The following is a 19508-nucleotide window of genomic DNA, read 5'->3' as shown; positions in this document are numbered from 1 at the left end:
CAACGTTCCTGGCGAAGGGAAGTCGTGCCGTCGCCAACTCGCACACCTGGCCGAAGGTGCCCGTCACCGCCTTGTGATGCAGTAGCCGCCACACCTCGAAGCGAGGGTGGGAAAGGCGACCCGGACGTTTCCGTCCCGGGCCTGTTTCAGAGCCTGGCCGAGCATCGCATGATCATCTCGGTCGAAAAGGCACCACATCTGGGGCCAGAACTCCTCCTGCAACCTGGTCCGTTTCGCTTCCTGCAATTTCTCATGCGCAAGTCGCGCCGCCGCTTCGACCAGCTTGACGGGCTTACGGTGGGATCCCGGCGCGCTGGCATTCGCGATCCGCACCTCGACCGGGATCGCCGGGTCGGCGAAGACTCCTCGGCGGTGAATGATGTCGATGTACGACGGCTCAGTGACCTCACCTTCGGTGAAGACGTAGACGACTCTGTGGCGTCGCCCTCGCCATTGTTGAGCAGACCTCAACGCGTCCTTTCCTCTGGTGCGCGTCATCGATCCCGCTCAGGTTCATGCTCGCTGACGACCAGCAATTGCCGAACGACCTGGCCTTCCAGAATCGAGGGGACCGCACCGAAGGCTCCCGCCAGATAAGACCTCATCAGGTCTTCGTCCTCCGTCGGTGCGGCGGCGGTCAGGGGGTAAAGCTCCGTGGCCCCTTCCGCGTCCTTCTCCGTCAGCCATATCTGGCCCGGCTCCAGCAGGCGTTCACCGCTCGGAGTGGTGAGCAGCGACGAATCGTGCGAGGTGAAGACGAGTTGCGCTCCCTTGGGATTGGCACGTGAATCACGGAAAAGTCTGACAACCTCGGCCGCGAAGCGTGGGTGCAGGCTCGAGTCCAACTCGTCGACCAGAAGCACCGCCCCCTCATCGAGCGCCAGCAACAGAGGGCCGAGCAGCGCGAACCATGAACGTGTCCCGAAAGACTCGTTCCGCCAATCGAGGGAGATCTCCCCGTTGGCTGACTGGTGGGCCAGTCTTACTTCAGGCCGTCTCTTGTCGTCGTGGACGACGTGCGCGCCGGTGATTCCCAGATCCGCGACCCTGAGCAACTCGGTGATCCGCTCCGCACGGCTGCCCGACAACTCCCGCACGGTGAACTGCTCGCGCTCCTCGCGATCGTTCTCTTGGGTGACGAGCCGTAGATTGCGGCGAAACCAATGGAACAGCCCCGAAAGCTGAGGATGGTTGTCCGTGCCGGCCGTGGACAGCAGAAGGGCATTCGGCCGGGTGCGCCGCGCCAACTGACTCCGATCCTTGACCCGGCCTCCGGGCCATTCGTACACCTCGGATCGGGAGACGTCGCGGTCAAGCCATACCTGACGATGGCCACGGGGGTAGCTGTGAATCCATTCGGCCAGCACCTGAGCTGAATTCAGTTCGAAGCCGTAAGTCCAGCGGATCCCGTCGATCGCCACATCGACCTCGAAGAAACTCGGCTCACTCTCGAACGTGGAGCTCAGTCGGAAAGGCTCACGCAGGGTGTCGCCCAGAGCTGCCCATCCGGCGTAAGAATCGAGAACCGCGGTACGCATATCGGTGAGGGCGGCGAGGACGTTGGACTTGCCCGAGGCGTTGGCGCCGAAAATGCCGACCAGCGGGAAGACCTGTAGCGGGCGGCTCCCCGCGAGCTCCAGCTCATGCGCCGCCGCACTTGGCTCATCTGCCGGGGCGGCGAAGGACAACTCTTGCTCGTCACGCAGTGACCGTACGTTCGCCGTGCGGAATCTGAGCAGCAAGGTGTCCTCCTCTCAAAGCGTACGGCCAGGGTAACCGTCCGTAGACCGCCCTGAGCCCAGCTTGATCGTAGCGGCGGCGCGCTCACCGGTCGCCGACCGGGCCGTTGCAGGCGAGCTTCGTCGACTCCGCCGCAACGATGATGTCGGCGACCTCAACCACCTGCTCACTGGTGTGGTAGGCACGCGCGATCATCATCACGATCGAGCCCGCGCCGATCCCGAGCCGCTTCGCCTCGTCGGACGTAGCCGGGCGCGCCCAGACGTCCTCGTGCCAGGTGTCCACGGTGACGCCGACGGCGGCCATGCGGTGCGGGCTGCCGAGCCCGGCGTACGGTCCGGCCTCTGGGGAGGCGATGACGGTGCCCTTGGTCAGCCTGAGGGGTTCCCAGCTGGTGCAGAGCACCCAGGGGTCGTCGCCGTTGCCGGATGAGAATTCGTAGAAGGTGCGCATCACGTCGTGACGGTGGGCGTCCGGATCTCCCATGCCGAGCCGGTCACGGATCTCGGGTGGCGCCTGCACGGTGTCGGACGCGTAGGTCTTCGCTCCTTGGCGACCTTGTTGCTCCAGTTGATGTGCGAGGGGATCCTGGAGCCAGTTGCGGACAAAAGGGTCCGGCGTTGTGCGCGTTCGCGGACGAACGTTCCCGTTCCTGGGCGCGAGGCGAGGATGCCCTCACGCTCGGAAGGTGGCCGTTACCTCGTACTGCGTCTCGGCGAGCGCGGCCGTGAAGAGGCCGGGCGCGGCCGTTACGCCGACACCCGCCGCGTGTGGGCCGCGCTCGTCGAGGAGCACATATGCGCCGACGACGAACTCAGGAAGTTTCGGCGCTGAGCGCGGCCTTGGTCAGCTCGGCCTGGCGGCGGATCTGGCCCATGACGATGGGGTTGACGCCCTTGGCCTCGAAGGTGGTGACCATCCGGTCCATGACCGCGTTCGCCCGCCCGAGATCCCCCTGCCGCGCCTCCGCCCTGGCCAGGCGGCGGAGCACCAGGTTGAGGGTGATGTTGTCGAGGCCGGGGTCGCGGGCGACGTGGGTGAGTTGCTCGATGCCCTGTTTGGGGTCCGGCGGGCGGATGCGCAGGTTGTTGCCGGGGGTCAGCTCCTTGAACTCCCGTTCGGCGTTCAGGCCCTTGACCAGGCGGGCGTAGACGGCCAGCGGGTGGCCGCCGTAGCGGCTGATGACCTCGTCGAGGGCCAGATTGCCCGAACGCAGCTCCGGCGAGTCGGACCCGAGCAGGGAGAACAGCTTGCCCTGGTCCTCGCCCAGCATCAGCTCGGCCACCTCGTGGTCGTCGCGGGTGATGGGCAGGCGGACCTTGACGAGGCAGGCGGGGGAGACGATGCGGGAGCCGTCGGCGGCGATGTACTGGGCGCGGACGTGGTATTCGCCGGGCAGCTGGAAGTAGTGGCCGTCGCGGCCGTGCCCGATGAACGCGCTGCGATACATGGCCGGGTTGCCCTCGTCGAGGCGGATCTGCGGTGAGGTGTCCACGCAGTGCCGCATCATCGGCCGGTACAACACGGTCCTGCCGCCCGGCTGCGTGATCGAGACCTGGGTGAACTCCGTGTCAGGGTGCAGGTGGCCGTGCGTGACACGCGGTTCGCCCGTGTACGAGAGCTTGAGCTCGACGATCACCGGCTCCCCGAACTCGAACGACTCCTTGGCGCGCAGCTCCAGCCGCAGCCCCGAACGGTCCTCGACGGGCTGCTCGAAGGGGGCGATCTCGGCGGCACCCCGGCCGAACGCGTTCGCGCCCATGGCGACGTCGCGGTAGAAGCCGTGGCGGATATGCACGAGCTCGGCGTCGGTGAACTGGAACGGGAAGGCCGCCCAGTAGCCGGGTTCGCCGCCGGGCCTATAGTTCTGCACGTAGTTCATCCACGACAGATCGCCGAAGCCCCCGTTGGGGCCCAGGGGCTGGGGTGGGGTGCCGAGGTTCTTCTGCCAGGAGTGCAGCAGGTTGAAGGCGTGCCCGAGCTCGTGCACGTACGTACGCAACTGCCCTCGCTGCGCCTCCGGCGTCGTTCCCTTGATCGCGTCGTAGAACACCGCGGAGCCCTGCCGCTGGTGCGCGTCGTCGTAGTCGAACATGATCCCCCGGTAGCCGCCCACGTGCTTGCTGGCCACCAGCAGCCACACCCGCCAGGCCGGCGCGTCGCCGAACACGCTGAAGTGCCTGGTCATCGCGTGGTGCAGCTCGGCGTCGTCCCACGCCAGGTCCGCGCCCGACCCGTCCACCGGGACCACCCCCGGCTCGGTCAGGCGCAGCTCGACGCCCGCCTCCGCGTACGCCGCGGGCACCGTCAGCTCCCTGGCCGGCGAGCCGGTCGGCCCGGGCAGCGTGCCGGTCCTGTAGGACACGAACGGCACGGACCCGACCACGGAGTCCTGCTCCAGCAGCACGCTACGGAAGAAGGGCGAGACGAACGACACCTGGTACGTACGTCCCGCGACCGCCGCCGTACCCGTCCCGCCGGTGATCGTGACGCTCACGTCCCGGACCGCGGTGCCGGCCGTGAAGTCCCCGCGCCCCTGGATCCGCTCCCCGTCGACGGCCGGGGTGCCGACCACGAAGGAGCCGACGTAGGAGGTGGTCGCGCCCGCCACCGTGAACAGGTCGCCGCTGATCCGCCCGGTGGGCCGAGGCCCGTCGACATCGACGCGGAGCGCCAGCCGCGAGTCGCCGTCCTGTCCCTCGTACAACCCGCTGATCATGGGAGCTCCCTGGGGCTCGCTGGGGGTTACACCCAGGGACACTTCTCCCGCGGGCAGGTCCTGTCAACGACTCCCGCGAACTTGGAGCGCCGCCAGCAACTCTTCCGACGCCTTGGTGATCGCCTCGACCGCCCGGTCGAAGGCCTCCGCGTTGTGCGAGGCCGGTGACCGGAAGCCGGAGATCTTCCTGACGTACTGCAACGCGGCGGCCCGCACGTCCTCTTCTGTGACGCTCTCGGTGTACGGCGGCCGGAGGGTTTTGATGCTTCTACACATGCCTCAACCGTAATAGCCGATGCGCTGACTTATCTCCCGTGCGCCCTCCACCAGCAGCGCCCCCACCTCCGGCAGCCGCCCCGGCGTCAGCCGGTACGAGGGCCCCGAGACGCTGACCGCGGCCACGACCGAGCCGTCCGCGCTCCTGACCGGCGCCGCCACCGCGTTCAGGCCCACCTCCAGCTCCTCCTCCGTGGCGGCCCAGCCGCGCTCCCTGATCTCCTCCAGCCCCAGCCCGGCCGGCGAGGTGACGGTGCGCGGGGTGTAACGCTCCAGGTCGTCCGGCAGTCGCAGCGCGCCGAAAGCCAGCAGCACCTTGCCGCTGGAGGTGGCGTGGGAGGGGGTGCGCTGGCCGACCCAGTTGTGGCCGCTGATGGCGGCCGGGCCGCGCGCCTGGCTGATGTTGACCGTGTCGCCGCCGCGCGCCACCGCGATGTTGACGGTCTCGCCGACCGCCTCCGCCAGGCGCAGGCACACCGGGCGGCTCTCGCGCGACAGGTCGAGCTGCGCCGTGGCCGCCCCCGCCAGCCGTACGACGCCGAATCCCAGCCGGTAACGCCCCCGATCGCCGCTCTGCTCGACCAGCCCGCCGTGCTCCAGCGCCGCCAGCAGCCGGGACGCCGTGGACTTGTGCACGTCGAGCTGCACGGCGAGATCCGTCACGCGGGTGGCGCCGTCGCGGGCCAGGATCTCCAGGATCGCGATGGCCCGGTCGACTGACTGAACCGTCGTGCTGTTGCTCATAGCGCAACAGACTACTTTGTCGGTGCCGTGTGAAAGGGTCGCGAGCATGGCAAACAGAGCCGGTCATCCCGACGGCGCGCCCTGCTGGGCGCAGCTCCTGACGAGAGACGCCGTCGCCGCGGAGCGCTTCTACACCGCTTTGTTCGGGTGGGAGTGCCGTGACCAGGGCGGATGGTCGATGGCCCACCTCGGCGGCCGTCCCGTCGCCGCCATCACCCCCGACCCGCAGGCCGACGACCCGGCGGCCTGGACGGTCTACCTCGCCACCTCCGACCTTCAGGCGGCCCTGGCCAGGCTCGACGCGGCCGGTGGCAAGGTGATCGAGGGGCCGTTCGAGGGTTACGCGCTGGCGAGCGATCCCGCGGGGGCGAAGTTCGCGATCTACCAGCCGGGGGAGTTCGCCGGTGCCGGGGTGGTGGCCGAGCCCGGGGCGATGAGCTGGGCCGAGGTCAACGTGCCCGACGGCGCGGTGGCCGACGCGTTCTACGGGGCGTTGTTCCCTTACGCGATGGCGGCGGTGCCGGGTGGGATCGACTACGCCGTCTACAGCGTGGTCGGGGAGCCGGTGTGCGGGCGGTTGCTGATGGACGAGCACTGGGCGGGCGTCCCGCCGCACTGGATGATCTACTTCGATGTGGCCGGCCTCGACGCCGCCGTGGCCAGGGCGGGGGAGCTGGGCGCCGAGGTGCCGGTCCAGCCGTTCGACTCGCCGTACGGCCGCATCGCCGTCGTCCATCACCCGGCAGGCGGCGGCTTCTTCAGCCTGCGACAACCACAGATCTGAACCGTCAGCCCGCGCCGGCCACAGGAGCGAGCCCGGTCAGCCTGCGCCGGCCACAGGACCGAGCCGCGTCAGCCTGCGCCGCCCACCGGGCTGAGTTCGTTGCCGAAGTCGAGGGCGATCTTGCGCATGCCCTCGGCCAGGTCGTCGCGGTCGAGGGCGTCGATGCGTTCTGCGGGGCCGGAGACCGACATCGCGGCCACCACCCGGTCGCCGTCCCACACGGGCACGGCCAGGCAGTGCACGCCGAGCTCCTCCTCACCCAGGTCCATGGCGTAGCCGCGGCCCTTGACGGCGCCGAGTTCGGCCAGCATGGAGGTCAGGTCGATGATCGTGTTCGGCGTGCGCCGGGGCATGCCCGTGCGCTCGAACACCGCGACCGCCTCCGGCGCGGGCCGCCCGGCCAGCAGCACCTTGCCCACCGCCGTGCTGTGCGGCAACACCCGCCGCCCGACCTCGGCGAACATGCGCAACCTGCGCGGCGAGGGCACCTGCGCCACGTACACGATGAAGTCGCCTTCGAGCACGGCCAGGTTCGCGGTCTCGCCGGACAGCTCGACCATCTTGGTCAGGTACGGCTGCGCCCACACCCCGACCATGCCCTCCGCGATGCCGCCCAGCCGGACGAGCCCGCCGCCCAGGGCGTAGCGCCGGTCGGACTCCTGGCGTACGTAACCGCGCGACAGAAGGGTCTGCAACAACCGGTGGATGGTCCCGTACGGCAGCCCGGTCCTGGCGGCGATCTCCGACAGCCCCGCCGCGCCCCCGTGCTCCGCCAGAGCCTCCAGCACGTCCAGCGCCCGCTCGACCGACTGGACGCTCACCGGCCCGCCCCCGTCGATCCCGCGTCGCTCACAACATCACCCCGCGCAGCGAGGCGTCCAGCACCTCGGCCGTGTGCGCCACCCTGATGTCCGCGCCTCCGCGCCGCATCGCGGAGGCGATCTGCATCGTGCACCCCGGGTTGGCCGAGACCAGCAGTTCCGCGCCGGTTGTACGGACCGCCGCGGCCTTCCTGTCGCCCAGGTCGCGGGCCGCCTGGGGCTGCAGCAGGTTGTACGTGCCCGCCGACCCGCAGCAGATCGCCGACTCCGGGATCTCCCGCACCTCCAGCTCCGGGATCGCGCCCAGCAGCTCACGCGGCTGCGACCGCACCCCCTGAGCGTGGGCCAGGTGACAGGCGTCGTGGTAGGCCACCTTGTACGGCAACGGATGCCGCTTGGCCACCGGCCCCAGCTCCGCCAGGTATTCCGACAGATCCAGGACCCGGAACCCCGGCTCCTGCCCGAGCAGTTCGGCGTACTCCTTCATGGTGGACCCGCACCCGGCCGCGTTCACCACGACGGTGTCCACCCCGGCCCGCTCGAACACCTTGACCGTCCGCCGCGCCAGCCGCCTGGCCTGCCCGTCCAGCCCGGAGTGCACGCTCAGCGCCCCGCAACAACCCTGCCCGCGCGGGATCACCACATCGCAGCCCTCCATCGCCAGCACCCGCGCCGTGGCCGCGTTGACCTGCGGGAAGAACTCGCCCTGCACGCACCCGACGAGCATCCCGACCACGGCCCGCCGCTCACCCCTGGCCCTGACCACCCGCGGCATCCGCTGCCGATGCTTCACCCGCGGCGCCAGCGTGGCCATGGCGCCCAGGCTGGGATGCACCCGGGTGAGGAACGGCGCCATCCGCTCGGTCAGCCACATCGTCGGCCGCAACAACCGCAGCCGCCGCGGGTAGGGGAACAGGTTGAACACGATGCCGCGCACAGCCCGCTCGCGCGGCTCGCGCACGTGCTGCCGCTCCACCTCCACCCGGGTCTGCTCGATCAGCTTGTCGTACTGCACGCCGGAGGGGCACGCCGTCACGCACGCCATGCACCCCAGGCAGGCGTCGAAGTGCCCGGCCATCTCGGGTGTGATGGGCGTGCCCTCCACGTGCTGCGACATCAGGTGGATGCGCCCGCGCGGGGAGTCCATCTCCTCGCCCCACAACGCGTAGGTGGGGCAGGTGGGCAGGCAGAACCCGCAGTGCACACAGTCGTTGATCAGTTCCGGATCCATGTCAGATCCCTCCCACGAACCGGCCGGGAGACATCCTGCGCCCGGGATCGAACCGTTCCTTGACCCGCCGCATCAACGGCAGCCCGCTGACGTGCCCCCACCGGTCGACGCCCTCGTACGGCGTGGCGAGCACGCTCACCCGGCCCCCGGCCGCCTCCACGTTCTCCCGCAACCCGGACACGGCGCCACTCAGCACGGGCTCCTCGACGTCCTGCCAGGTCTCCAGCAACGCGTGCCCGTAGACGGGCGAGCCACGCAACGCCATCCCGGTCTCGGCCGCCGCGTCCAGCACGGCTCCCGTGGCGGAAGACGGGAACCGCACCTCGACCAGCACCTCGTCACCCGTGACCAGCCCCCACCACGAGGGCGGCTCCTCGGTGAGCGAGCCCTTCCCGATCAGCTCGCGCAGGGTCAGGGCCCTGGACTCGGCCGCCGTGCCCTCCACCAGCGCGGCCAGCGTGACCGGCCCGACGGGATCCGGCCGGTCCACCTCGACCGCGCTCGGCTCGGCCTGCGAGGCCGCCAGCGCGGCGCAGATCGAGGGCACCTCGGCGCGATCGAGCTCCGCGACCACCCAGCGGCTATCGACGGGCCGCGGATGCAGGCGGAACGTGGCCTCCGCGATGACGCCGAGCGTGCCGTACGAGCCGGTGAAGAGCTTGCCCAGGTCGTATCCCGCGACGTTCTTGACCACCTTGCCACCGGACTTGGCGATCGTCCCGTCGGGAAGCACGACCGTGATGCCGATGAGCAGGTCACGGGCGGTGCCGTAGCGGAACGAGCGCGGCCCGGGCAGCGCGGCGGCCAGCGTGCCGCCGACCGTGGCGTCCTCGGCGAACGGCACGTCGAGCGCCAGCTCCTGCCCCTTGTCCGCGAGCACGGAGGCCAGCGCGTCCATCGTCACCCCGGCCTGCGCGCGCACCACGAGATCGCCCGCGGCGTGCTCCAGGACGAGGTTCATGCAGCACATGTCCAGCAGCACGTCACACCGCGACGGCGGCGGCGCCCAGTGCAGCTTCGTGCCGCCGCCCGCGGGCACCACCGCCAGGTCCTGCTCGGCGCAGGCGCGCAGCACGGCCGCGACCTCCTCGACGCTCTCCGGCAGCGCGACCTGACGGGGGAGCACCCCGTTGACCGCGTCGTCCGCGTCGGCCTGCCGTGTCGTCACGCCCCCGATCAAAACTGCTCCGCCTTCCCCGACTCGACCAGCGGATGCACGCCCTTGCGCACGCCCGGCACCTCGCCGCAGAGCCGCGGGGTGGGGAACACCTTGCCCGGGTTCGCCAGTCCCCGGGGGTCGAACGCGCACCGGACGAGCTGCATGGTGTCCAGGTCGTCCTCGCTGAACATCTTCGGCATATATCGGGACTTATCCACTCCGACCCCATGCTCGCCCGTGATCGAACCCCCATGCTCGATGCACAGGTCCAGGATCGCCCCCGACACCACCTCGGCCCGCTCGCCGGCCCCCGCCTCCGCGTCGTCGAACAACACCAGCGGATGCAGGTTGCCGTCACCCGCGTGGAAGACGTTGGCCACCCGGATCCCGTGCTCCCGCGACAGCCGGTCGATGGCGGCCAGCACGGCGGGCAGGGAGGTTCGCGGGACGACGCCGTCCTGCACGATGTACGACGGGCTGATCCGCCCCACCGCCGCGAACGCCGACTTCCTGCCCTTCCAGATCGCCGCCCGCTCGGCCGGATCGGCCGCCACCCGCAGCTCGAACGCCCCGGAACAGATCTCCCTGAGCTGCGCGAACTGCCGCTCCACCTCGGCCGTGGGCCCGTCCAGCTCGACGATCAGCACGGCCCCTGCCCCGGCGGGATAGGAGCAGGCCACGGCCGCCTCGGCCGCCTCGATGGCCAGCGCGTCCATCATCTCGATCGCGGCCGGGACGATGCCCGCCCCGATGATCGCCGACACGGCCTGCCCGCCCTGCTCGATGCTCTCGAACGCGGCCAGCACCGTGGTCACCGCCTCCGGGGCGCGGCAGAGCCGTACCGTGATCTTGGTGGCGATGCCCAGCGTGCCCTCGGAACCGATGAAGGCGCCCAGCAGGTCATATCCGGGGTCCATGCGGTCGAGCGTGACCAGGTCGCCGTCGGGGGTGACGATCTCGCAGGCTTCGACGTGGTTGACGGTGAAGCCGTATTTGAGGCAGTGGGCGCCGCCGGAGTTCTCCGCCACGTTGCCGCCGATCGAGCAGATCTGCTGGCTGGAGGGGTCGGGGGCGTAGTAGTAGCCACGATCGCGCACGGCCTCGGTGATGGCCAGGTTCGTGACGCCCGGCTCCACGACCGCCCGCCGGTTGTCCAGGTCGATCTCCAGGATCGAGCGCATCTTGGAGGTGACGATCAGCACGCCGTCCTCGCGGGGGAGCGCGCCCCCCGACAGGCCCGTGCCAGAGCCCCTGGCCACGAAGGGCACGCCGAACTCGTTGCACAGGCGTACCACGCGGGCGACCTGCTCGGCCGTGTCCGGCAGCACGACCACGCCGGGGGTCGCCCGGTGGTAGGTGAGGCCGTCGCACTCGTAGGTGCGCAGGCGTACCGGATCGGTGATCACCGAGTCGTGGGGCAGCAACGACCGCAGAGCCGCTATCAGGGTGTCTATCACCGATCCCCCTCCTTATGGCATTTGAGCATAGGCCGGAAGTGTCAGGAACTCCGCGAAGTCGTCATCCAGCGCCACTTCCTTGAACAGCGCCGTCGCCTGCCCGAACAGCTTCTCGTCGTAGCCCGGATCCATGGCGATCTTGGCGAGCTCCTCGGTGATGATCTGCTCGACCAGCTCCTTCGTCACCGGGTGCCCCGTGTCGGCCAGCGTGATGTCGTTGTGGATCCACTGCCAGATCTGCGAACGCGAGATCTCGGCCGTGGCGGCGTCCTCCATGAGGTTGTGGATGGCCACCGCGCCCAGCCCGCCCATCCAGGCGGCCAGGTAGCGCAGCGCCACGTCCACGTTGTTGCGCAGCCCCGTGTCGGTGATGTCCCCCCGCGTCTCGGACACGGCCAGCAGCTCCGCCGCCGACACGCTCACGTCCTCGCGCAGCCGGTCGAGCTGGTTGGGCCGCGAGCCCAGCACCCCGTCGAACACCTCACGGCAGACCGGCACCAGGTCAGGGTGCGCCACCCACGACCCGTCGAACCCGTCGCCCGACTCGCGCGTCTTGTCCGCCCGCACCTTCTCCAGCGCCACCGCGTTGACCTCGGCATCCCGGCGCGAGGGGATGAACGCCGCCATCCCGCCGATGGCGTGCGCGCCCCGCTTGTGGCAGCTGCGCACCAGCAGTTCGGTGTACGCGCGCATGAACGGGGCCGTCATCGTCACCGCGTTCCGCTCGGGCAGCAGGAACTCACGCCCCCGCGTACGGAACTTCTTGATCACGCTGAACAGGTAGTCCCAGCGCCCCGCGTTGAGCCCCGCCGAGTGGTCGCGCAGCTCGTAGAGGATCTCCTCCATCTCGAACGCGGCCGGGTAGGTCTCGATGAGCACCGTCGCCCTGATCGTGCCGTGCGGGATGCCGAGCAACTCCTGCGCCCTGGTGAAGACGTCGTTCCAGAGCCGCGCCTCCAGGTGCGACTCGATCTTGGGCAGGTAGAAGTACGGGCCCCTGCCCTTGTCGATCTGCCGCTGGGCGCAGTGGAAGAAGTAGAGAGCGAAGTCGAACAGCGACCCCGAGACCGGCTGCCCGTCCACCTGGGCGTGCTTCTCGTCGAGGTGCCAGCCGCGCGGCCGCACGACGACCGTGGCCAGGCCGGCGTCGGGCCCGAGCGCGTAGGACTTCCCGCCGGTCTCGAAGTCGATCGTACGGTCGAGCGCGTCGCGCAGGTTGAGGTGGCCGGACACGCAGTTCTCCCACAGCGGAGAGTTGGCGTCCTCGAAGTCGGCCAGCCACACCTTGGCGCCGGAGTTGAGCGCGTTGATGGTCATCTTCTTGTCGACGGGACCGGTGATCTCGACGCGGCGGTCCTCCAGACCGGGCGCCGGGGGCGCGACCTGCCAGTCGCCCTCCCTGATCTCCTTCGTCTCCGGCAGGAAGTCGAGCATGCCGCCCGCCGACAGCTCCGCCTGGCGCGCCTGGCGGGCCTCGAGCAACTCCAGCCGCCTGGCGCCGAACTCCCGCTGGAGAGCCGCCACGAATGCGAGCGCCTCCGGCGTGAGGATCTCGTCGAACCGGTCGAGCATCGGGCCGGTGATCTCCATGGGACCTCTTCCGTTTCCGCGATGTGGAAAATGAGTTCTGGATTGTGGAATCGAAATTACTCCCCTGGTCTTCCAGGGTCAAAGGTGGGGTTCCCCCCGGGGGATCCCCGATGTGGCCGCCCGCGCGACACGACAGGATTTCCGCTATGAGAACCATGGTGATCGCGGGCGGTCTGCTGGCCTCCGCCGTACTGCTGACCGGATGCGGGCTCGCGAGCGTGGCAGGCCCCAGCAACGAGGACACTGCCACGTACCAGGTGACGGACAAGGTCACGAAGCTTCAGCTCAAGAACAACTCGGGCGACGCGGTGGTCACCGAGACCGACGGCAGCGCCGTACGCGTGGTCGAGACCCTGCGCTGGCGCGGCGAGGACAAGCCCAAGCCCGAGCACAAGGTCGAGGGTCAGGCACTGCTCCTCACCTATGACTGCGCCTCGAACTGGGGTAGCTGCAGCGTCGACTACAAGATCGAGATCCCCAAGGGGCTGGCCGTCGACCTGGACAGCGGCTCGGGCAACCTCACGCTCAGGAGCCTGACGGGGCAGATCGACCTGCACGTGGGCTCGGGCGACGTGGACGCCGCCGACCTGGGCGGCAAGAAGATAATCGCCGAGGCGGGTTCGGGCAACATGGAGCTCAAGTACGCCTCCGCGCCGGAAAGCGCCCAGATGAAGAACGGGTCGGGAGACATCACGCTCAACGTGCCCGACGGCGCCTATGATGTGAAGACGGACATGGGGTCCGGCGACGCCAACGTTTCGGTCAAGTCCGACGGATCCGCGCCGAACAAGATCTCCCTGCAGGCGGGGTCAGGAGACGTCACCGTCTCCGCTGGATAACCAGGTGATTGCGCCAGGCGTGTCATGCCACCATCGTGGGGAAGACACCGAGGTGTCCAGACGTTCCCTCATAGAGATGACACGAATGCACGAATACACCGCGCTTGACGATTTCGAGACCGGCGACATGGACCTTGAGGAGCGCCAGGCGCTACGGCGCGTGGCGGGCCTTTCCACCGAACTTCAGGATGTCTCCGAGGTCGAATACCGGCAGCTGCGGCTCGAGCGGGTCGTTCTCGTCGGCGTCTGGACCTCCGGCACGTCAGAGGACGCGGAAAACTCCCTGCTGGAGCTCAAGCTCCTGGCCGAGACGGCTGGGTCGCAGGTGCTCGACGGGCTCATCCAGCGCCGTCAGAAGCCCGATCCGGCCACCTACATCGGCTCCGGCAAGGCCCTTGAGCTGCGCGACGTGGTCGAGTCGACCGGCGCCGACACCGTGATCTGCGACGGAGAGCTGGCCCCCGGTCAGCTCCGTCAGCTGGAGGAGACGGTCAAGGTCAAGGTCATCGACCGCACCGCGCTGATCCTCGACATCTTCGCCCAGCACGCCAAGAGCCGGGAGGGCAAGGCCCAGGTCGAGCTGGCCCAGCTCTCCTACCTGCTGCCGCGCCTGCGCGGCTGGGGTGGCAACCTGTCCAGGCAGGTCGGCGGTCGCGCCGCGGGCGGCGTCGGCATCGGCGGCCGTGGCCCCGGTGAGACCAAGATCGAGCTGGACCGCCGGCGCATCCGCGAGCGGATGGCCAAGCTGCGCCGCCAGATCAGCGGCATGTCCACCTCACGCGAGACCATGCGCTACCAGCGCCAGCGGCGCGAGGTCCCGGCCGTGGCCATCGCCGGCTACACCAACGCCGGCAAGTCCTCGCTGCTCAACCGCATCACCGGCGCGGGCGTGCTGGTGGAGGACGCGCTGTTCGCCACCCTCGACCCGACCGTGCGCCGGGCGCGCACGGCGGAGGGCAGGGTGTTCACGATCGCCGACACCGTCGGCTTCGTCCGGCACCTGCCGCACCAGCTCGTCGAGGCGTTCCGCTCCACGCTGGAGGAGGTCGCGGACGCCGACCTGATCCTGCACGTGGTCGACGGCTCGCACCCTGACCCTGAGGGGCAGCTCGCCGCCGTACGCGAGGTGTTCGCCGACATCGAGGGCGCCTCCGAGGTGCCCGAGATCGTGGTGATCAACAAGGCCGACGCGGCCGACCAGGAGGTGCTCGACCGCATCGCCAGGCGCGAGCGAGACCACATCGTGGTCTCGGCGCGGACGGGCAAGGGCATCCCCGACCTGCTGGCGCTCATCGAGGAGCGGCTGCCGCGGCTGGACCACGAGGTTCACCTGCTGGTGCCGTACGACAGGGGTGACCTGATCTCCCGGGCCCACAAGGAGGGCGAGGTGCTCTCGGTGGAGCACGTGGAGGACGGCACGATCCTGCACGCCCGGGTGCTCCCCAGCCTGTCGCAGGAGCTCCTGCGGGCGGGCAAGCCCGTGGAGCACGTCTTCTAGCCGGCCCGTACATCAGTACGGTTGGGCAGCTCTCGCCGCAAAGCAGGCAGGGCTGCCCAAAAGCGGCAGTGGTCCCCGAACCCTGGGATTGCTAGGATTGTCCAGACCTAACGTTGGTCTGGATTTTTGGTTCGGGTTCTAGGTTTTCAGATGATGACTACAAGTGCTGAAGTCGTCAGCGGGGGCCATGGGGACGATGCGGGGCTGCGTGACGGTTGGGATGTGTGGTCTTTCTTCCGAATAACCCTGTACAGCAGCCCAACATGTGAAATAACGTAACTGAACTGAAATCGCCGGATCATGGGTCCGGCGATACGGTCACCGCACAACCAGATGCGGATGAGAGCAGGAGACCCCCCATGTCGTCCGGACCCGGAGCGGACTCAGTGGGCGCGGCACAGACCGTGCGCTGGGCTCTGCGCTCGCGCGGGGAGCCCCGCTGGGTGGTGATGCGGTGACCGTTCGACTCCTTACCAACATCGGCCGCCTCTGGACCGGCAACGAGGTCCTCAGCAACGCCGCCATCCTTGTGCACAACGACCGCATCGCGTGGGTCGGCCGTGCGCCGGACCTGCCGCAGAGCGTGCCAGGAGTCGTCGACGACATCGTCGACGTCGACCACGTCGAAAACCTGGGCGGAGCCCTGGTCACGCCTGGGCTCATCGACGCCCACACGCACCCGGTCTACGCCGGCAACCGCTACGCCGAGCTGGCCATCCGCACCGGCGGCTCCACCTCCGCCTCGATCACCGCGGCGGGCGGCGGCGTGGGCTCCACCGTCACCGTGACCCGCGGCACCGACCCGTGGACCCTCTGCAACGGCGTGCGCGAGCGGCTGCGCGGCTGGCTGCTCAGCGGCACCACGACCGTCGAGGCCAAGACCGGCTACCACCTCACCCGCGACGGCGAACTCGCCGACGTGCGGCTCCTGCGCGAGCTGGAGAAGGAGCCGATGATGCCGCGCGTGCACGTCACGTTCCTGGCCGCGCAGGTGGTGCCGCCGGAATACTTCGGCAGGCAGCGCGAATACGTCGAGGCCGTGGGCGCCTGGTGCGCCGACGCGGCCGCGGCCGGCGCCGACAGCGTCGACGTCTACTGCGACGAGGGCCACTTCACCACCGAGGAATCCCGCTGGGTCCTCGCCTCCGGCCGCAACGTCGGCCTGCTGCCGCGCATCCACGCCGGCCTCTACAGCCGCCGTGGCGCCGTCCAGCTCGCGGCCGAGCTCGGCTGCGCCTCCGCCGACGGGCTCCACCACATGTCCGACGAGGACATCGCGATCATGTCCCGTTACGGCGTGCCCGCCGTCGTCTGCCCCGCCACCGCCCTCCAGCGCGGCCACCTCCCGCCGGTCCGCCAGATGATCAAGCACGGCGTGCAGATCGCCCTCGGCAGCGACCACAACCCCGGCTACTGCGGCATCACCTCGATGTCCCTGGTCATCGCCATGGCCGTGTCGGCCTTCGGCATGAGCGTCAACGACGCGCTCCGCGCGGCCACGCTCGGCGGCGCCACGGTCCTGGGAGCGCCGGACCGCGGGGTGCTGGCTCCTGGGCGGCTGGCGGACATCGTGCAGTGGGACGCCGACCACGAGGGCGCCTTCGCCTGGTCCTTCGGCCTCAAGCCGCGGCGGGTTTGGCGGGGTGGGACGCCTGTTCAGTAGCTAATCTCGGGGTATGTCGGGCTTGGTTGCTGTGGTCACGGATTCGACTGCTTATCTGGGGGTTGTGGCCGGTGTGGCCGTGGTTCCCGTACAGGTGATGGCGCGCGGCCCTCGCCCGTACGGGGACGACCCCTCCACCACGGACTTCGATGAGGACGCCTTCACCGGGGATCTCGCCTCGGCCGCCACCTCCCGCCCTTCACCCGCCCGGTTCACCTCGTGCTATTCGGACCTGGCCGCAGCCGGCGCCACGGGCATCGTCTCCATCCACCTCTCCGCCGAGCTGTCGGGCACCGTCGAGTCCGCCCGCGCCGCCGCGAGACAGGCACCCGTACCGGTGGAGGTGATCGACAGCCGCTCGATCGCCATGGGCCTGGGCTACCCCGTGCTGGCCGCAGCCCGTACCGCCGCGAGCGGAGCGCCTCTGGACGCGGTGGCGTCGGCCGCCCGCCGCTGCATGGAGGCCACGCGAACGTTCTTCTACGTGGACACCCTCGACTACCTCCACCGCAGCGGCCGCATCGGCACGGCGGCCTCCCTCTTCGGCTCGGCCCTCATGATCAAGCCGCTGCTCCACATCGTGGACGGCCGTATCTCCCTCCTGGAGAAGGTCCGTACCGCATCCCGCGCCATCGCCCGCCTGGAGGATCTGGCGGTGGAAGCGGCCGGGGACGGGCCGGTGGAGGTCGCGGTGCAGCACCTCGGGGCAGGCGACCGAGCCGCAGCCCTGGCCGAACGCCTGTCGAAGCGGGTGCCAGGTCTGGTGGAACTCCGGGTGGTCGAGGTGGGGGCGGTGATCGGCGTACACGTGGGCCCAGGCATGCTCGGCCTCACCATCACCTCATGCGACCTCTAACGGCCCGTCGCGTCCACGCGGCCTGTGACTGCATATCTCGCGTCACGCAACCTCTACGAGCCTGCTGACTAAGGCTTGAGCGCTCGCCTGCAGGGTCCCGGCGAAGGCTGATCCGATCTTGCTGATGTAGCCCCTGGAGGGTCATTGGGATAGTTGGCCGCGGAAGCCGTTGATGTTCTTGATCCCGAGGATGGCGGCCAGTTCGCCTCCTCTCCAGCTGAGCGGTCAGGACCTCTGATCACCTCTGATCGCTCAATCCCGTCGTGCAATCTGACCGCTCAGCGCGTCAGACCACCCATGGCCAGCCAGTTCGTTCCTCCCCGGTACCCGCTCAGCTCGCCGGCAGCACCGTTGATACGCCGCGAACATCGTCATCCACAGCCACGTCGCCGACCCCTCCCACTATCCCCAGAACGCCGTTCGGCTCCGTCACGGCACCCGCCCACCCCATACCTTCGCTGCCGTGCGAACCCCCGATCCGACGGCAGAGCGCGCCATAGCCATATCCCGGCTACGGTCGATCACCACCCCTGCCCGCCGCCCCCGCCGCCTCTTCGGCCGCCCCGCCGGGAGCCCCGGACCCTGGGAACGCCACCACAACACACACAACGAAGAAGACCGAACCCCGCCACCCTCAACCACCCCATGGCAACCCACATCCAGGACCGGCGCAGCCATACCCGTGGCAGCAGTACCCGAGAGAGCCAACCCCAGCAACAAAAGCCACCCATACCCACCACCCCAGGCTCCGTCGCCTCAGCCTCCACCACCCCAGGCTCCGTCGCTTCAGCCTCCATCAGCGCAGCCCGTATCACCCCAAACCTGGCCACCCCAAGACCCACCACCGCCGACCCAACCCCTGCCAGAACCCGCCCCTGATCCGGTCCCGATCTCTGCTCCAGCCCTTGCTCCGGCCCCTGCTCTAGTCCCACCCCCGGCCCCACTCCCAGCCCCGGCCCCGACCTCACCCCCGCTCCCAGCCCCGGCCCCGACCTCACCCCCGCTCCCAGCCCCGGCCCCGACCTCACCCCCGCTCCCAGCTCCGGCCCCGGCCTCACCCCCGCTCCCAGCTCCGGCCCCGGCCTCACCCCCGCTCCCAGCTCCGGCCCCGGCCTCACCCCCGCTCCCAGCTCCGGCCCCGGCTCCTGCCCTCGCTCAGGCGTCGCTCCCCACCGCACCTCTCGTCCCGATCCCCTCCTCCGTACAAGCACTCCGCAAGTTCATCTCCTCCCAAAGCCCAGTCCTCGACCCCGGCAAACCAGGCCTACGCGTCCTGCTCGTCATAGCCGTTCTCGCGACAGCAGTAGCAGCCTTCTTCGTCTGGCGATCACAACCCTCACCACAACCCCTCCCACCCCCGGCCCCCATCACCCCGATGGCGCCCACGACGGCCCCATCGCCCACCACCAAAGTGACCGTCCACGTCGCCGGCAAGATCCGTAAGCCGGGCGTCTACCTACTCCCCTCAGGCGCCCGAGTGACAGACGCGGTAACAGCCGCCGGAGGGGTCGCCCGAGGCGCCTCCACAGGCCAACTGAACCTGGCCAGACGCCTGATAGACGGCGAACAAATAGTGGTGGGCGCCAAGCCCGGACAGGCGCCACTCCCCGGCTCCCCAATGGCAGACCCCGCCACCACCATCCTCGACCTGAACTCCGCAACCCCCGACCAACTGGAACAACTCCCTGGCGTCGGGGAGGTCCTGGCCGCCCGCATCGCCGAGTACCGCACCACCCGCGGCGGCTTCACCACAGTCGACCAACTGCGCGAAGTCAGCGGCATCGGTCCTCGAAAGTTCGAAGAGATCAAGCCCAAGGTCCGCATCTGACATGTCGAGACTGCGTACCGACCAAACCCACCAGGACGATCACAACCACACAGACGGTCGTGAACCAGGCGCCCCTTCAACAGCTGTCAACGCGGACAACGGCAGCAACGACCACAAGCACCGAGGCAGACGCAATTCCAACGAGCACCGAGGCAGACGCGACGCCTACGAGCCCGCCAACGGTCCCGAAAGTGGCCGCGACGACAACGATGCCCGAGCCGGATGCGGATGCGACGGCAACGGCCCGCGAGGCGGATGCGACGCCAACGATGCCCGACGCGGCATGCAGCTCAGCGGGCACGT

18 protein-coding genes and 1 pseudogene are annotated in these 19508 nt (G+C 69.4%); 8 read left to right on the top strand and 11 right to left on the bottom strand.

Annotated elements, in window-relative coordinates; genetic code table 11:
- Nucleotides 1–63: 63 nt before the first annotated feature.
- From ACFPZ3_RS16525 to ACFPZ3_RS16515, 3 genes are all read right to left on the bottom strand, one after another.
- Nucleotides 64–498, bottom strand: a complete 435-nt coding sequence (locus tag ACFPZ3_RS16525; protein ID WP_379514983.1) for an RloB family protein — start codon at nt 496–498, stop codon at nt 64–66.
- A complete protein-coding gene (locus ACFPZ3_RS16520) occupies nt 495–1742 on the bottom strand; it encodes an AAA family ATPase (RefSeq protein WP_379514982.1) in 1248 nt (415 codons plus the stop codon). Before ACFPZ3_RS16520 ends, ACFPZ3_RS16525 begins: the two co-directional genes overlap by 4 nt.
- A gap of 82 nt (nt 1743–1824) precedes the next feature.
- Nucleotides 1825–2310: a UTRA domain-containing protein gene (locus ACFPZ3_RS16515; protein ID WP_379515181.1), complete on the bottom strand. Its 486-nt coding sequence runs from the start codon at nt 2308–2310 to the stop codon at nt 1825–1827.
- A gap of 99 nt (nt 2311–2409) precedes the next feature.
- Between ACFPZ3_RS16515 and ACFPZ3_RS16510 the strand changes: the two genes are divergently transcribed.
- Nucleotides 2410–2574 (top strand): hypothetical protein, encoded by a 165-nt coding sequence (locus ACFPZ3_RS16510; protein WP_379514981.1) that lies wholly within the window; start codon nt 2410–2412, stop codon nt 2572–2574.
- Here ACFPZ3_RS16510 and ACFPZ3_RS16505 read toward each other — a convergent pair.
- The 3 genes from ACFPZ3_RS16505 to ACFPZ3_RS16495 form a co-directional block, all read right to left on the bottom strand.
- Nucleotides 2555–4459: a zinc metalloprotease gene (locus ACFPZ3_RS16505; protein WP_379514980.1), complete on the bottom strand. Its 1905-nt coding sequence runs from the start codon at nt 4457–4459 to the stop codon at nt 2555–2557. The two genes, ACFPZ3_RS16510 and ACFPZ3_RS16505, sit on opposite strands and share 20 nt — an antisense overlap.
- 63 nt (nt 4460–4522) lie before the next feature.
- Complete coding sequence (locus tag ACFPZ3_RS16500; protein ID WP_379514979.1) at nt 4523–4735, bottom strand: DUF2277 domain-containing protein; 213 nt, start codon at nt 4733–4735, stop codon at nt 4523–4525.
- A gap of 3 nt (nt 4736–4738) precedes the next feature.
- Entirely contained in the window at nt 4739–5479 is a 741-nt protein-coding gene (locus ACFPZ3_RS16495; protein ID WP_379514978.1) for an IclR family transcriptional regulator, read from the bottom strand.
- Nucleotides 5480–5525: 46 nt separating this feature from the next.
- On the opposite strand from ACFPZ3_RS16495, the gene ACFPZ3_RS16490 reads away from it, so the two are divergent.
- Nucleotides 5526–6263 carry a VOC family protein gene (locus ACFPZ3_RS16490; protein ID WP_379514977.1) on the top strand — a complete coding sequence of 246 codons (738 nt, stop codon included), beginning with the start codon at nt 5526–5528 and terminating at the stop codon, nt 6261–6263.
- Between the two features lie 68 nt (nt 6264–6331).
- Here the strand turns inward: ACFPZ3_RS16490 and ACFPZ3_RS16485 are convergent, their stop codons facing one another.
- From ACFPZ3_RS16485 to aceB, 5 genes are read right to left on the bottom strand one after another with little or no spacing between them, the layout of a single operon-like run.
- Nucleotides 6332–7084: an IclR family transcriptional regulator gene (locus tag ACFPZ3_RS16485; protein ID WP_379514976.1), complete on the bottom strand. Its 753-nt coding sequence runs from the start codon at nt 7082–7084 to the stop codon at nt 6332–6334.
- 28 nt (nt 7085–7112) lie between these two features.
- Nucleotides 7113–8315 (bottom strand): (Fe-S)-binding protein, encoded by a 1203-nt coding sequence (locus tag ACFPZ3_RS16480; protein WP_379514975.1) that lies wholly within the window; start codon nt 8313–8315, stop codon nt 7113–7115.
- A gap of 1 nt (nt 8316) precedes the next feature.
- Nucleotides 8317–9483: an FAD-binding oxidoreductase gene (locus ACFPZ3_RS16475; RefSeq protein WP_379514974.1), complete on the bottom strand. Its 1167-nt coding sequence runs from the start codon at nt 9481–9483 to the stop codon at nt 8317–8319.
- Nucleotides 9484–9491: 8 nt separating this feature from the next.
- Nucleotides 9492–10928 carry an FAD-linked oxidase C-terminal domain-containing protein gene (locus ACFPZ3_RS16470; protein ID WP_379515180.1) on the bottom strand — a complete coding sequence of 479 codons (1437 nt, stop codon included), beginning with the start codon at nt 10926–10928 and terminating at the stop codon, nt 9492–9494.
- 15 nt (nt 10929–10943) lie between these two features.
- Nucleotides 10944–12521 carry a malate synthase A gene (gene aceB / locus ACFPZ3_RS16465; RefSeq protein WP_379514973.1) on the bottom strand — a complete coding sequence of 526 codons (1578 nt, stop codon included), beginning with the start codon at nt 12519–12521 and terminating at the stop codon, nt 10944–10946.
- A gap of 146 nt (nt 12522–12667) precedes the next feature.
- Here aceB and ACFPZ3_RS16460 point away from each other — a divergent pair, with 146 nt between their 5' ends.
- The 6 genes and pseudogenes from ACFPZ3_RS16460 to ACFPZ3_RS16435 all read left to right on the top strand — a co-directional run bounded on the left by ACFPZ3_RS16460 (nt 12668) and on the right by ACFPZ3_RS16435 (nt 19205).
- Nucleotides 12668–13360 (top strand): DUF4097 family beta strand repeat-containing protein, encoded by a 693-nt coding sequence (locus ACFPZ3_RS16460; protein WP_379514972.1) that lies wholly within the window; start codon nt 12668–12670, stop codon nt 13358–13360.
- An 85-nt stretch (nt 13361–13445) separates the two neighbouring features.
- Complete coding sequence (gene hflX / locus ACFPZ3_RS16455; protein WP_379515179.1) at nt 13446–14858, top strand: GTPase HflX; 1413 nt, start codon at nt 13446–13448, stop codon at nt 14856–14858.
- Between the two features lie 454 nt (nt 14859–15312).
- Nucleotides 15313–16521, top strand: coding sequence for an amidohydrolase family protein (locus ACFPZ3_RS16450; protein ID WP_379514971.1), 1209 nt, complete (start codon nt 15313–15315; stop codon nt 16519–16521).
- A gap of 13 nt (nt 16522–16534) precedes the next feature.
- Nucleotides 16535–17377, top strand: coding sequence for a DegV family protein (locus tag ACFPZ3_RS16445; RefSeq protein WP_379514970.1), 843 nt, complete (start codon nt 16535–16537; stop codon nt 17375–17377).
- A 1375-nt stretch (nt 17378–18752) separates the two neighbouring features.
- Nucleotides 18753–18944 (top strand): annotated as a pseudogene (locus ACFPZ3_RS16440) (SLBB domain-containing protein); the annotation flags it as partial.
- 51 nt (nt 18945–18995) lie between these two features.
- On the top strand, nt 18996–19205 hold the full coding sequence (locus tag ACFPZ3_RS16435) for a ComEA family DNA-binding protein (RefSeq protein WP_379515178.1): 210 nt from the start codon (nt 18996–18998) through the stop codon (nt 19203–19205).
- The last annotated feature ends 303 nt before the right edge of the window (nt 19206–19508 follow it).

It is taken from the genome of Nonomuraea insulae (genome assembly GCF_042656245.1).
This window is presented reverse-complemented; position numbering and strand designations above follow the sequence as displayed.